This window comes from Fredinandcohnia onubensis, assembly GCF_002734285.1.
In the GTDB taxonomy this organism is placed as follows: domain Bacteria; phylum Bacillota; class Bacilli; order Bacillales; family Bacillaceae_L; genus Ferdinandcohnia; species Ferdinandcohnia onubensis_A.
In genome coordinates this window covers 195,173-209,418 of the sequence record NZ_NSEA01000011.1, presented here as the reverse complement: position 1 = coordinate 209,418, position 14,246 = coordinate 195,173, and the positions used below count along the sequence as shown (strand labels likewise).

10 protein-coding genes and 1 pseudogene are annotated in these 14,246 nt (G+C 34.7%); 3 read left to right on the top strand and 8 right to left on the bottom strand.

What is annotated here, in order from left to right; genetic code table 11:
- Positions 1-30 precede the first annotated feature (30 nt).
- The 3 genes from CKJ95_RS12395 to CKJ95_RS12385 all read right to left on the bottom strand — a co-directional run bounded on the left by CKJ95_RS12395 (position 31) and on the right by CKJ95_RS12385 (position 3,669).
- Entirely contained in the window at positions 31-1,347 is a 1,317-nt protein-coding gene (locus CKJ95_RS12395) for a short-chain fatty acid transporter (protein WP_099353735.1), read from the bottom strand.
- Between the two features lie 144 nt (positions 1,348-1,491).
- Positions 1,492-2,892 (bottom strand): M20/M25/M40 family metallo-hydrolase, encoded by a 1,401-nt coding sequence (locus tag CKJ95_RS12390; RefSeq protein ID WP_099353734.1) that lies wholly within the window; start codon positions 2,890-2,892, stop codon positions 1,492-1,494.
- Between the two features lie 312 nt (positions 2,893-3,204).
- On the bottom strand, positions 3,205-3,669 hold the full coding sequence (locus CKJ95_RS12385) for a DUF2663 family protein (protein ID WP_099353733.1): 465 nt from the start codon (positions 3,667-3,669) through the stop codon (positions 3,205-3,207).
- Positions 3,670-4,075: 406 nt separating this feature from the next.
- Here CKJ95_RS12385 and CKJ95_RS12380 point away from each other — a divergent pair, with 406 nt between their 5' ends.
- From CKJ95_RS12380 to CKJ95_RS12370, 3 genes and pseudogenes are all read left to right on the top strand, one after another.
- Positions 4,076-5,278 carry an iron-containing alcohol dehydrogenase gene (locus tag CKJ95_RS12380; protein ID WP_099353732.1) on the top strand — a complete coding sequence of 401 codons (1,203 nt, stop codon included), beginning with the start codon at positions 4,076-4,078 and terminating at the stop codon, positions 5,276-5,278.
- Positions 5,279-5,508: 230 nt separating this feature from the next.
- Positions 5,509-5,858, top strand: a pseudogene (locus CKJ95_RS12375) (DUF3427 domain-containing protein); the annotation flags it as partial.
- 158 nt (positions 5,859-6,016) lie between these two features.
- Positions 6,017-7,801, top strand: coding sequence for an AIPR family protein (locus CKJ95_RS12370; protein WP_180271496.1), 1,785 nt, complete (start codon positions 6,017-6,019; stop codon positions 7,799-7,801).
- A 180-nt stretch (positions 7,802-7,981) separates the two neighbouring features.
- Here CKJ95_RS12370 and CKJ95_RS12365 read toward each other — a convergent pair whose 3' ends face one another.
- From CKJ95_RS12365 to dndB, 5 genes are read right to left on the bottom strand one after another with little or no spacing between them, the layout of a single operon-like run.
- Entirely contained in the window at positions 7,982-9,100 is a 1,119-nt protein-coding gene (locus CKJ95_RS12365) for a cysteine desulfurase family protein (protein WP_099353871.1), read from the bottom strand.
- 9 nt (positions 9,101-9,109) lie between these two features.
- Entirely contained in the window at positions 9,110-9,481 is a 372-nt protein-coding gene (gene dndE, locus CKJ95_RS12360) for a DNA sulfur modification protein DndE (RefSeq protein ID WP_099353730.1), read from the bottom strand.
- Entirely contained in the window at positions 9,478-11,463 is a 1,986-nt protein-coding gene (gene dndD / locus CKJ95_RS12355) for a DNA sulfur modification protein DndD (protein ID WP_099353729.1), read from the bottom strand. Before dndD ends, dndE begins: the two co-directional genes overlap by 4 nt.
- A 19-nt stretch (positions 11,464-11,482) precedes the next feature.
- Positions 11,483-13,081 carry a DNA phosphorothioation system sulfurtransferase DndC gene (gene dndC, locus CKJ95_RS12350; protein WP_099353728.1) on the bottom strand — a complete coding sequence of 533 codons (1,599 nt, stop codon included), beginning with the start codon at positions 13,079-13,081 and terminating at the stop codon, positions 11,483-11,485.
- Between the two features lies 1 nt (position 13,082).
- Positions 13,083-14,183, bottom strand: coding sequence for a DNA sulfur modification protein DndB (gene dndB, locus CKJ95_RS12345; protein WP_099353727.1), 1,101 nt, complete (start codon positions 14,181-14,183; stop codon positions 13,083-13,085).
- Positions 14,184-14,246 lie beyond the last annotated feature (63 nt).

The window sequence follows — 14,246 nt, the reverse complement described above, 5'->3', positions numbered from 1 at the left end:
TAGCTTTTTTTGACTGCAGGATAATTTTATCTAGTAAACAAAATAAATCAATATCGAAGTCACAATCCCAATCCACACACTGAGTAGAATACAATAGCCCATAATGTGACGAATATGAAGTCCAACAATACTTAAGATCGGCAAGGCCCAGAATGGTTGGATGAGGTTCGTCCAGGCATCTCCCCAGCCGACTGCCATCGCGATAACGGCAGGATCGGCACCTAGTTCCATTCCTGCAGGCACTTGAAGTGGACCTTGTAGTGCCCACTGTCCACCACCTGATGGTGCTAAGATATTGACAAGTCCAGCTGTCCAATACGTAAACACGCCAAATGAATCTGCACTTGAAATGGAAGTCATACCCCTGATAATGGTATCGGCAAGTCCGGAGCTACCGAGTAGTGCGATAATCCCCGCATAGAAAGGAAATTGTAGAATGATAGGCGAAATAGAACCGGCAGCTTCCTTAAAGGCATTTCCATATTGCGCAAGTGAGCGGTGAAAGAGCAGTCCTAATGATAGAAATAAGATATTAATAAGGTTCAAGTTGAGGTCCACACTTTTAGCAAATTGTAGCAACACATAAACGATACCAACTAAGCCAATTAAAATACCCAAAATAGGTGTGTTCTCTAAACGAATGGCTGGTGAATTATTGTCTTCTTTGGTAACAACTTCTGCTTGTGGTGGTTCCGTTTTTGCTGTATAAGGAATGATATTCTTTTTTGGAGCCATTAATAGAATAAAAATAGGAATTGTAATGAGTAGTGCAAAGAAAATGATGACAGTACCCGGGTGGAAAATGGTTTCAGAGGTTGGGATAACGCCCATTACATTGGCGAGAAAGTGATCTTCTGTTGCGATTGTTAGAAGGATTGAGCTGGAAAGCCCGGCTGTATAGAGCACTGTAGGAGCATAGGCACATGCGACCAAAAGTGGGAAGTGAGCATTTTTATTCCTCTTACCGACCTCACGAGCGACGATGGCACCGACGACAACAGCGAGCCCCCAGTTAATATAATACGCAGCAGCGGAAATCAAGAACGTGAATAAATAGGCCTTTGTTGCCGTATTCGCTTTAGCTGAGATAGCCTCTAAACCTCTCCGGACAAAAGGAACCGAAGCAAGGACCATCCCCGTCATTAGCAAAAGCACCATTTGCATCGTAAACGCTAAATAAGTCCAAAATCCATCTCCATACGACTGAAACAAATTAGCAGGATCAGCAGGAGCTGTAAAAAAGGCTAAGACAAACACAAACAAAGTCATCAACACTGCAATAACAAACGCATCAGGCAAATACCGCTGAATCACACGTGAAAAGCGTTCTGACACTCTGTTTAACATTTTTATCCCTCCTTTTACTACAAAAGGTATGAGGGGAGCGAATTTTGTATGACTTGTTTTCAATAAGTCTCTTGGAGTATCTTTCCTTAACTGAAAAATGAACAAGCAAGACCAAATGGCCTTGCTTGTTGTTATAATTCTTTCTTATTTTAAAGACTGCTCATGATATAACTCAGGGTCTGCTTTCACTTTAGGTCCTTTTTTAGGTTTTGGTCCCATATTGTCAAAACGGGCTTGATCATAAATGGCAGAACCTACGATTTCAGCAACATCTTGGAGTTTTTCCTTACTAATTTTGTCAAGTGAGTCTTCTGGTGTATGATACCAAGGCTCCGATGGGCTATGAATAAATAATGCAGCAGGGATTCCAGCTTCTGCAAATGGAACATGGTCACTTCTACCACCAGCATAAATTGGAGTAGGTTCCCCATTCAATCTTGTACTTGATGCTTGTGCAAGCTCAGTTACTAGATTTGGTTTACCATCAAGTGTCGCCATTGTTAGGTTACCTGCATCACGACTTCCTACCATATCTAAATTAAAGTTTGCGATAATACGATTGAGGTCGTCCTCAGGTAGATTTGCCACATAATGTGCGGAGCCAAGTAGTCCATTTTCTTCAGCACCAAATGTAATGAAGCGAATTTCGGTATCTGTAGGAACGTCTTTAAAGACACGAGCTAGCTCAAGTGTCATAGCGGTACCTGATGCATCGTCATTTGCTCCAGGTGCACCTGCTACGGAATCGTGGTGAGCCCCAACAACAATTACATCATTTGTATCTTTTTTCTTATTTGTTGGCTTTTTTGTTGCAATTACATTATGAGAAATACTTTCACCAGCTCTTGCGCCCTCAACCTGAAGCGAAGTATGAAGTACCTCTCCATTTACAAGTGCTTCATTAAGTGCATCACCTTCTGCTTTCGTTAATGCAACAGCAGGTACATACTTGTCATTCGCTTCTCCAAGAGTTCCATTTATAGCTCCTGAAGTATTGTTGAAAATAATAACTCCTAAAGCTCCTTTTTCAGCAGCATTTAACACTTTCTCCGCAAACGAGATCTCGCCACGCTGAATAAGCGCGATTTTTCCAGTAAGGTCAGTGTCTTGAAGTTCAGCGACTGTCCCAAATCCTGCATAAACTAGTTCCCCTGAGACATTTCCATTCACAGTGTAGGTGAAAGAACTTGGCTGGAGGGTACCATCATAGCCATTAACCGAAAGTTCAATTGAACTTGGAGGTGTATAGCCATAGAAGGTAAATGGTTGAATTTCAGTTTCATATCCATAGGATTCGAATTGTTCTTTTATGTATTGAACAGCGTTGTGTTCTGCTTCAGTCCCTGCAACACGCGGTGTTTCAGAAAGATATGCAATATTGTTATAAATATTGTCTACATTTAGTTGATTAATCACCTTGTGATCAAAGAACTTCTCCTTCTGAGATTGCGTCACTTCGATTGGTTTTGCGAATACTGCAGGTGTTGCAATGGCCCCAAATGCAAGTGTTGTAGTGAGTCCAAACGACATTACTAGTTTTTTCATGAAATGCCTCCTTTTACTAGATTCATAGTACAAGATAAAGTTTATATCATTCGGAAAATTCCAATAAGTGTAGGAATCCTTAGATAAACATAGGCAGAAACTCATATTTACACTATAAAGTCGATAGAAAAGGACTTACTTCCTATGAGGAAAATACTTCCAACTCCGTTTCTTAGGCGGGAATGAGGGGAGGCTGTTAGTACCGAAGTAACAGCCATTACTGTAAATCAAGTGAACTATTTTTCTTTGATGAAGCAATTCTGCTAACGATAGTAAAAGCTGCCAGCGTGGGGCAGGCAGCCTTTTTTATACCTATTTCGTTTTATGATTAATCTTGATATCATGTTTTTTCACATACTCATAGATTTGCTGATTTGTTATATCATCATATTTTTTTACCCATTCTTTATTCGATAGATCAACAATTTCATTCCGTAGGGCGTGGTATTCATCCTTTGCTTTTTCTTTTAAATCAAAGGTGAATTTTGAAGTGAAATATAATACTGCCCCGAAAAATAAATCCCTCACAAGATTTTTATTAGTAAACAGCGTATCTATAATTGTAAAACTGCCAAATACATCTGGAGTGTATAAGACATATTTAATAAATGTGTAGAAGGCATACCCAATTAACGTATACAAGAAAAAGCTATGCATGCTTTTTTTTCTGTTATGTTTTTCATTAAAGTCAAGTAATCGATCCAACGAATCTCCATCAGCCCTTGATATACGAGTACCTTCCTGATGCCAAGGTGCGGCAAAGCCATTATCTGCCATTGTGCTCCCCCTTACATTATACATTCACCATTCTATTCGTATGGTATATATTATTTTTTGATTGAGAGGAATATGACAAGCTATTTGTAAAAAATGCATAATAAGTACTTTTGTTTCCATAAGTGAAAAATGTACAACCTATAAATGTTGTTTTGTCTTACTCCAACCTCGTATCCTGCAAGAACATACGATTAAAATTTACTAGGGTGTCGATTGGACTTAATGCATAGCCATATTAGTTTAAAAGAGAGGCAGGATTTAGCTCTTCAAATATCTAGTAGTCTTTTAATAATAATTTTGAATAAAATAGAAATACGTTAATTATTGTTAAATCAATTGGATAGGAAATATGGACGTTGCAGTTAGTTCAAACATAATTTGCAAACAAAACTAGGGAGGGAAAGAAATGAGTTCAATATCAAGTGTCTATATGCCTAAAGCTATTTTTTATGGATCCGATTCCTTTAAACGATTAGGGGTTGAAACTAGGAAACTAGGAACTAGAGCTCTGATCATTAGTGACAGGGTGATGGAGGATATTGGTTATGTTGCTGAATGTAAAAACATTTTTAATGAAGAAGGAATTGAGCATTCAACCTATTTGGATATAACTTCCGAACCGACTGACATATTCGTAGATGAAGCCTTGAAAGTATTTCAACAAAATAAGTGTGATGTCATTATTGCATTAGGTGGAGGAAGCTGTATTGACACCGCAAAAGCTGTTGCAGTAATTGCCACAAATGGGGGAAGTATTAGTGATTTTATAGGGAATAAAAAAATCGCTGATAAGAAGGCTATTCCTCTAATTGCGATTCCTACCACTGCGGGTACTGGCTCTGAAGCAACAGATGTTACAGTTATTACAAATACAAAAAATGATGTCAAAATGATGATTAAACAACCTGCGTTTTTACCAGAAGTCGCTATAGTTGATCCTTTGCTTACACTTTCTTCTCCAAAGAATATAACCTCAGCAACTGGGGTAGATGCCCTAACCCATGCAATCGAAGCATATATCTCAAGACGCTCACATCCATTCACAGATACCCTTGCTTTATCCGCGATCAAATTGATTTACGATAACATTGAAGAAGTTTATAAGAATGGTAACAATATATTAGCAAGAGAAAAAATGTCATTAGGAGCTTTAAAAGCTGGCATCGCATTTTCAAATGCATCTGTTTGTTTAGTTCATGGAATGTCTAGACCAATAGGAGCCTTATTTCATGTACCACATGGAGTTTCAAATGCAATGTTGCTACCTGCAATTTTGGAATATAGTAAATCAGCTTGCATAGAAAGGTTAGCTAATATTGGACTGTTTATTAAACCAGAGTTAAATGGTTATTCAAATGAAAAAATCGCAAATATCGTTGTCCGAGAAATAAAGCAACTTTGTTTGAATTTGAATATCCCTAATATGAAGGAGTGGGGGATAGACGAACAAGAATTACATAAAGTAGTTAGAAAAATGGCGAAAGATGCTATTGCAAGTGGTAGCCCTGGAAATAATCCAAGAATTCCTACAGAAGAAGAAATTATTGAATTATATAAACTTTGTTTTGATTACAAGATGAATGAAGGTATTAATGAAACAATCTTATAATTCGTTTATATAAAAAAACTAGTCCACTTACTAAAATGTACCCTATAGAAGGGTACACTTTATACTTCTGGACTGTTTTTTTATGTCTAAATTCTCCTAAAACAGTACTTTCTTAGGTAAAAAGAAGGATTTTTTGACATGATAATGGAAACTATTTAACAATAGATAAAATTATCGAGGTGACATGATGTTTAGCAAGGAATATATGAAGAAATTATCTCACAAAAATTCACTTCCAAGATAAAAAATTAGAAATTTTCCATTACCTTAAATAAATCAGAAAAAGATTTCTCAGCATCAACATTGTATGAAGACTATGCAATTAACGATAAGCTATTCCATTGGCAAACACAAAGTAAAGTAGCAGTACACAGACCTACGGCTCAACGCCATATTCATCCCAGAAAACAATTACCAAATCGCTCAATTTATCAGGGAATAAAAACAAGATAACGGCCACACCGCACCATTTGAAATCTTGGGAACAGCTGACTACGTAAAGCATGAAGTACCAATGGGCTTTGTGTGGCAGTTAAAGGAGGAAATGCCTTTTTACTTGGTGTCGAGGGCGAATAAGAATTGTGTTGTGAAAAGACATAAATCTATTCTCTATGGGGTTGGTAATAAGTTAATAGCTTTTTGTGTATTTAAGTGTACCAAATTAAAAAATCAAAAGGAAATTTCTAATAAGTCTAGAATTAGTTCTATTACAAAATTCTTATTAAAGGGGTAATGAAAATGACAGTTCCAGAAACTTTTGTTAATTGGGTATCTGATTGTGTAGAAAAATTTAAAAATGATTATGGAATAAACAGTAATAGACATGCATTTGCTGCATGGGTAGTAGGTTATATTCATGAGCTAAGTGATGATGATGCATTTAACCAAACTGATACATTGACTCAGGGAGATGGCGGTTTGGATGGTAGATTTCACGATGAAGCAGAGCAATTATTCCATATTCACCAAGTAAAATATCCGAATAATCCTTTGGAGACAGTGATTGGCCCTGAACCAATAAGAGATTTATTTTCTGCGCTATCTATAATTGCTGATGAAAGAACAGCCGCAGATAGAAGTGATAAATTAAAGAAAATCAGTTCTGAATTCCAAATTGCAACTGAGAACGGCTCAAAGGTTGTTTTAAACTGTATTGTTTTTGGAGAAATAACTGATCCAGCAAAGTTAGAATTTTTTAATAAATGTGATGCTAATGAATTCAATCCAAGAGGTGAAATATGGGATTTAAAACGGTTATATGACCTTTATGTTACAAGGGAGACAGTTGAAGATCTTACTGGTGAAGATGTTCGCATTCCAATAAAAGACAATTCTTATATTTCAGTTCCTTCTCCTACGTATACATATAATACTGGCATAGGAGATTCAATTGTTATTACTTTTAATGGAAAAGAATTTGCAAGAGAAGCAAATAAGTATAATCCTAAAATTTTTGGTAGTAATGTCAGGTATCACCTTGGTCATCAAAATAGAGTGAATACAAAAATTAAAGATACTCTTTTATCTGAAGATAAGCATGAATACTTTTGGCATTATAATAATGGAATCACAATTCTTGTTAACGATTATAAATTTGAAGAAGGAGAGATAATATTAACAAATCCACAGATTGTCAATGGCTGTCAGACGGTAAGTACCATGATTAATAACCATGCTAGCATACCTGACGGTGTAAAACTTTTAAGTAAGATAATTAAGATAGAAAGAAGTCAAAAAGGAAAAGATGAATTGCTTAGGATTGCAGAAGCTACTAATTCTCAATCTCCAGTCAAATCTTCAGATTTAAAAACAAATGACCCAGTCCAACGGGAAATTCAAGCGAATTTCAAAACATTAAGTCAACCTTGGCATTATGAACGAAAAAGGGGAGAGTGGAACTCACTATCAGCGGCAGAAAAGGCAAGATATAATAATAGGAGACTTAATATGATAGAAGTTGGACAAGTCTGGTTAAGTTATATAGGTCAACCGGCAAAAGCTATTGGTGCAAAAGACGATATTTTTACTGATGGCACAACCTATAGATTAGTTTACAGCAAAGAACGAGACCCTCGGTTATATTTATTAGCCAAGAAACTATTTGACACGTATGATCGATTTTTCTCAGCCAATAATCTTGATGAAATAAAATCTTTAGTAAGAAATTTTGATGAAAAGACCTTAAATCGCTTAGTAAGAGGAAAGAAACTGGTTGTGGGTCATTCTGTAGCATTAATAAAATATATATTTGACATAAGATATGATGAAATTAATGGTGAAAGTGCACAAAGATTGATTGATTATATTGATGACGAAAATAGTAAGGAATTTAAGGAAAGAATTCTTTCAATTATTGCTTTAACGCACAAAAAGTTTGTTGCTAATCAAGAAGAGGATACCGATATTAGACAAAAATACAAAGAATCAGGAACTATTACTATATTGAAAGAGCTTGTTGATGATTATGTTACCTCAATTGAAACAACAGGGAACTCTCTTTCTGATGTCCTCAAAGGTATATAATATACTGTAAATTTGAATATGTTGGAGAGTATCTATCCGAAAGGATAGGTACTCTTTTTAGTCTTGTGTGATACACGATCAATAATAAAATCAAAATTATTAAATGTTAGATAGGTAGGCAACTAATATGTTTTATTTAGCACGTCTTTTCAAAATAAATTAAAAAGCAGGGCTTATACCCTACAATTCTTTAAATATCTCCAAGTCTTCCTTCTCAATGAAACTCGACATTGAAAATCGAATAGTAGACCTCACTTCATCAATGGACAACCCAATTGCGGCCAAAACGTGAGACGGTTTACTCGAGCTACAAGCCGAACCAGTTGATGCTGCTATAACTGGGGCTAGGCTTTTAACCAGTATTTCATTATTTAGCCCCTTAAATTGAACGCTAACTATTCCGGGAATCTTATTTGTCTTATCGTTATTTAATATAATTTGATCGCCAAATTTTTCAACCAAAATTGCTGTAAGATAGGATTCAAGGTCCTCTAGTTTCTTAATGTTTTCATCAAGATTCATATTAGCTATTTCTGCTGCTTTACCAAATCCAACTATATTATGAACAGCTAAAGTACCGCTACGGATTCCTTGTTCCTGTCCACCACCGTGTAATAGGGGGGTTATCTTGGTCAAGATTTCATATCTGTCTTTTCTTATAAATGTTGCACCAATTCCTTTTGGTCCATGGAATTTATGACCTGAACAAGATAAAAATGTTAATCCAGGTAAGTTAGAAAGATCTACTTCAACTTTTCCGATAACTTGTGTGGCATCAGAATGGAGGAAAACATCATTTTCTAAACATATTCTTGAGATTGTTTCAATGTCATTTAATGAGCCTAACTCATTGTTACCCCAAATAACTGAAACAAGAATTGTAGTATCCTTAATGCTACTTTCAAGTTTCTCTATGTTTATTCTACCGTATTTATCTACATCTAAATAAGTAACCTCATATCCTTTAGACTCTAAATACTTACAGGTCTCTATAACGGATGGATGTTCAACCTTCGTTGTAATAATATGGTTACCTTTTGAAATATAATTATCTGCAACCCCTTTTAAAACCATATTATTACTTTCTGTCGATCCACTTGTAAAGATTAACTCTGAGTCGTCACAGTGCAGTAAAGAAGCTAGAGATTTTCTAGCTTCTTTTACTGCATTTTTTGCATTTTCTGCATATGAATAATATTTGCTAGAAGGGTTCCCGAACTCTTCTAGTAAATAAGGTAACATTGCATCTTTTACAGTCGGATGTATTTGTGTTGTAGCACTATTGTCTAAATAAAGCATCTGAATCACCTAATCTTCCATTTTTAAAAGATTTTGCAATAGCTTCTCATAGTTACCTGCATGCTTATACTCATTTTCAAGTAATTCAATTCCTCGTTCCAAGTGAGCATTAAATAAGTCAGGGAAGTACTCTTCATCAGGAACATGTCTTTTTGCATGCTGTCTAATTAAAGCTTTAAAAATATAATCATTTTCACCTGTCATTGCATTTCGATGAATATCTACTCCAGATTTATTGTCAACGAGTTCTGGAAGAGTAGGGTCCTTTAATGAAAGTGAAACAGCAATTCTCGATAAAACGTTCCATGTTAAGCCAGTGGCTGCCTGAAGGGAAACTAAAATTTCCCCAGTTTGTTTAGAAGTTTTTAATCGGAAGTTCATAAACTCACCTCCGTTTGTTTAAATGAAAAATAATTGTTGATAATTTGTGTTTCTTTCTTCGTAACATCGAACTCTAACATATATTCCTTAGCAATATAATTTTCTAAAATACGATAATGTTCCTCGTCGATTTCTGTGTCAGTTGATAATATAATGGCTTGTTTTCCACACTTCGGAATAAAGTCTTTTAATACAGCAGCTTTGTGTGTTTTATCTAATCTTCCTAAAAGTGTATCAAAGATAAATGGAACCTTTCTACCTGAGCATTTAAAAATCGCCCAGATAATAGAGATTAATAAAATCTCTTTTTCACCTGCAGATAAAGTAGTCTTTTCAATATAGTCTTTTTGTGAGTCCAAAAGAACAACATCGTATGTTTCAGGATCAATAATGATGGTTGAAACGTAATTATGTTTCCTAAATATTCTTTTTAGCATTGATGAAGCTTCTATTTGTACTTGTTGAAGTTTTTTCTTTAATTGAACCTCACGAAATCTTCTACTTAGAGCAATTATCTTTTGTGACTCAAGGAATGAGCTTTTTGTTTTCTCTGTATCACGAATTGTACTTTGTAATTTATCAATTTCAGAAGTAACAGCTTCTAATTGACTTTTTTGTTCTTCTAACAATGATTCTGTATTGAAAATTTCCTCTTCTAGATTCATTGAAGATTTCTGTATTAGTTCCATATTCTCAATCATTTCGCTGAATTCATTAGTTGAATCATTAATTTTAAGTTTTTCTTTTAGACCTTGAAGTTCAACTAATTTTTCTTTGTTGTTAGCAAGTAGTTTTAATATATCCTTGTCTGGATCACTTATTATGTTTAGGTACATATTTTCGACTAAACTACTCTCTGAAAAGGAGGCTCCATGTATTTGATTGATTTCCCGTTCTGGTTTTACAAGATTCAGTAATTGTTGTTTTAATAGGAAGTTTGTATCATCTTTAGATTCTGGAACAAGACTCTTAACTATAGTACTAAGCTTTTCATCTGTGAGCTTCATCTCTAGTTGCTTGGATAGCTGTAAGGATTCTTCGTCCTGAATTTGTAATCTAGTGTCTTTCAATAGATTTTTTGATAGAAAGAAGGGGAGTAAATTAGATACAAATTCTCTTACTCTCTCCAAGTTTTGTTTGCGAATTACTTCCAATTTGTTAATGTTTTTGACGATTTCATCTCTTTCAGACTTTACTAGCCCGCCATATTTTTCGAAATCATTCTTTAACTGATAGAACTCATCTTGAAGTTCCTCTTTATCCTGTATCAGAGTTTTTAGTTTAGCGATATTATCAACTATTTTAATTCTTAATTCTTTTTCACGATTATTTAGATCGAATAACTGCTGTTCGGATAGTTCCATTTTCTTCATATCTAGATTTTGATTTGAGTAGTTTTCTAAGTCATTTTCTAGTGTTTCAAATAAATCTAGATTAAAGACAACCTTTGATAGTTTCCTTAAATAATCTGTAAGGAGATCTTCATTCACAATTCTAGCAATTTCTTCACCATCAAAGAGGCATAAATCCAATAGCTGTGGTGGCATAACTTCCTTTAATTTCGATTGAAATAGTTCTTTTTCATAATCTGTAAGATGCTTCCCATTCGCTAATATATCTAGGTGTTCTTTAATGCTTTTGCCTGTATATTTCCAATATCGATAAAGTACATAGTCTATTTTCTCAAATTCGTCTATCAACGAGAAGTCTAATTGAATTCTGAAGTTATTCTCATTCAGCTTTTTAGCTGAATGGTTAAGTATATTTTGTACTTTTTTATAGTAATCAGCGCTATCAGTCTTATAGCCGTAACCATAAGACCCGAATAACCCAATTTTTATAGCATTTAACAGCGTTGTTTTTCCTGCACCATTTTCTCCACCTATAAGTATGACGTTTTTATCGGCGGCAGTACGGAAATCAAATGTATTATTTCCTTTATAGGCACCTATATTTGTTAACTTTATTTCATTTATAATCATCTTTAGACCTCATTTTCTATTATAAATGTAGATAGTCCTGCTTTAGTGCTTTTGAAATTTCTTCGATTAAGCCCCTTCGTACTTTATAACCGGAATAATCTTTTTCAACTGATATTAATTGTTTAACTACTTTAATATCAACTTTGAACTGGTCACAAAGAAGTTCTAAATCTGAAATCTGGTCCTTGTCAAACAATGGACGATCATCTACTTCCCAATCTATAGAATAGCCCATTGTTTCCTTGAAGATTTTAGGGATATCATCTTCCCAATCACCATTCTTAAACCATATTTTTCTGATCTCTTTTAGTTCTTCAATACTAATTAATTCGTAATGTGGATCTTCTGGGTGTTTTAAATCTCTTTGTACTTCTAATAGTTTAGTTAACATCTCTTTTCTTGCATCCATTGTATAAGGGCCTAATCCAAGTTGTGCATACTTCTCTTCAATTCGGCCATCAAGGGTCTCTTCATTGTATGTTACTAGTATCATTTGATCTTCGGGTGCACTCAAATCAATGTTATTCTCAGCAACATAAGCGTTAAGCTCTTCCTTTTTAATAACCACATAATTTTCTAGTGGTATAAACTGTTTTGGTCTACTAGACTTCTTAGGTATGAGTACATGTGGTTTACTATCAAGGTCTACTATTTTTACTTCTTTAAAATAGATATGTCCGTGCTTTCGATATTTCATTCTCTTCGTTCTATCATCTCTTATTGAAGATAGCCAATTTCGGAAATCAAGCAAAGGTTTCATCCAATTGTGGCCACTTTGTATAAAACCAGTTAAAGCCTTGTCTTCATTTACTACTGTACAAACCCAACAACCAAAACGACTATTTCCACAAGAACCTGCACTTTCTTTTATCGTTTTATCAACGACAAGAGGGCATTCCCCGCTATTTGAATCTTGGTAAAGTTTGTGAAGCTCATAATTATCGTCGCCCCAAGGGGAAGGGTGATTTAATAAATAATCCCATACATCATCTACTGTAAAACTTCTTATGGGTGCATATACGTATGCGTTTGATAGGGTAGAGTGTCTCATAAACGTTTTTCCTTCAACTGTATGAGAACGAATTACATTGCCACGAGTTGCACTCTCATCCTCTCGAACTCCTAATACCATAATTACCTCTCCAAATGAGGAGACTTTGTCCATAATAAATTGATTTGCAGGATCTATTTTTAATCTGTCTGTACACCATCTAAATTGTTGGTTTGGGGCTGGATAGCCTTTTCCTATGATGTTTACCCAGAAAGATTGTTTTGCATTAGGTTTAACTTTATGTGTTTCAAAAGGTAAGTTTCTATTTAATGCTTCATCTTGTATTCTTCTTAACGTAAGATTAATAGAATTGATGATTAATGGTGTTTCAACTAACGTATCCGAAGAGATCACATACACTTTTTTGTGCAATTCTTCTTTAGGCATCTCACTTAAAGCTTCAAAAACGAGCTGGACTACAACTGTTGAATCTTTACCACCACTATAGCCGACTACCCATGGGCGGTTGTCTTCTTTATATGCCTTTTTTATATGTTCTTTAGCTTCATTAACAAATGAAAATCGTTGCTCTTTATTAAATTGGTTACTTATTAGACCATTTATCATATTAGACTACTCCTTGAAAGATTTTATCTTCTAATTGCTGCTCTGTTTCTGTTAATGGCAATTCTAATAACTGTTTAATTTTATTCGAAGTCAGTTGAATAGTATAGGTTGTTTTTTGGATACGGCCGTTTTGATTAAAAGCCCTACCTAACCAATGATCTGTATTGCTTCTATGCCAATCAATATTAGATAGTTTTTCAATATATGTTTGCCAATCTTCCTCGTGATAGGTACGTAAATATCTACCCACTAGACCAACAGCCTCAATAAAGACAGCATGTCCAATAATAAAATTTGCTCTTAACTCACGAGGGGAAAGCTCTTTTTTATATACCTGTTTCCATTCGATTATAGAATTACAAAAGACTTCCCAAAAATCTTTTAGAAACTTTTCATCGTTATCTGAAATTTGGTCCCCCTTAGCTACACCTAGCAATCTTAAATTGGCATTAAATATATGGTTTAAAGCAAAAATTTTTGGTGAGTTTTTAGATAAGGAAACTCTCTCTTTATCTGTGTATCTATTTAATAAGGAAATAGAATTTATAATATCTTTTGTTACCATCGATAAGCGGTCCCTGTGGTCATAAAGTATACCAATGGAAGATGTAGTATTTACAGCATGTCTGTTTAAATCAGAAAAAATTTGTTGTGATTTTTTTAAACCATCATCGTAAAAGAAGACAACAGAAATAGTTTCATTTCCGAGCTCAGGAGAAATTTTTAGTGCTTCTTCTATGGCAGCTCTCCTATGTTGTCCATCATTTATTAGGAACCTTGCATCTAGTGCGATTCTTAGTTGACCCAAGTCATTTGAAGAATTTTCATCTTTATTAAAAGGTAGAAATTGAATTTCACCGTCAATTGATGCAGTAATTGATGAAAATACATAATCATTCGGGTTTTCAACTATGTAGTTTGTTATTTCTGGTATTCTTACTTTGTTTAGGATTCTTTGTGCCCTATGTTCCGGCGGAATTTCCTCCTCATCAAATAGGAAGATTTTTGGAATAATTCGAAGAGGGCACATTGCGACATAATATTCTTTACCTGCTTGAACTCCTCTAATTGCGGGAAAGTTATAACTAAATGTTGCATCCATAATGACAAACCTCCTTGTTACGTACGTAAAAGTATAATTTGATTATAAACGGATCATATTCCA

Bases quoted from the DNA above. Each gene is read 5' to 3' on its own strand.
- CKJ95_RS12395 (WP_099353735.1), bottom strand. From the start codon at position 1,347: ATGTTAAACAGAGTGTCAGAACGCTTTTCACGTGTGATTCAGCGGTAT.
- CKJ95_RS12390 (WP_099353734.1), bottom strand. From the start codon at position 2,892: ATGAAAAAACTAGTAATGTCGTTTGGACTCACTACAACACTTGCATTT.
- CKJ95_RS12385 (WP_099353733.1), bottom strand. From the start codon at position 3,669: ATGGCAGATAATGGCTTTGCCGCACCTTGGCATCAGGAAGGTACTCGT.
- CKJ95_RS12380 (WP_099353732.1), top strand. From the start codon at position 4,076: ATGAGTTCAATATCAAGTGTCTATATGCCTAAAGCTATTTTTTATGGA.
- CKJ95_RS12370 (WP_180271496.1), top strand. From the start codon at position 6,017: ATGACAGTTCCAGAAACTTTTGTTAATTGGGTATCTGATTGTGTAGAA.
- CKJ95_RS12365 (WP_099353871.1), bottom strand. From the start codon at position 9,100: ATGCTTTATTTAGACAATAGTGCTACAACACAAATACATCCGACTGTA.
- dndE (WP_099353730.1), bottom strand. From the start codon at position 9,481: ATGAACTTCCGATTAAAAACTTCTAAACAAACTGGGGAAATTTTAGTT.
- dndD (WP_099353729.1), bottom strand. From the start codon at position 11,463: ATGATTATAAATGAAATAAAGTTAACAAATATAGGTGCCTATAAAGGA.
- dndC (WP_099353728.1), bottom strand. From the start codon at position 13,081: ATGATAAATGGTCTAATAAGTAACCAATTTAATAAAGAGCAACGATTT.
- dndB (WP_099353727.1), bottom strand. From the start codon at position 14,183: ATGGATGCAACATTTAGTTATAACTTTCCCGCAATTAGAGGAGTTCAA.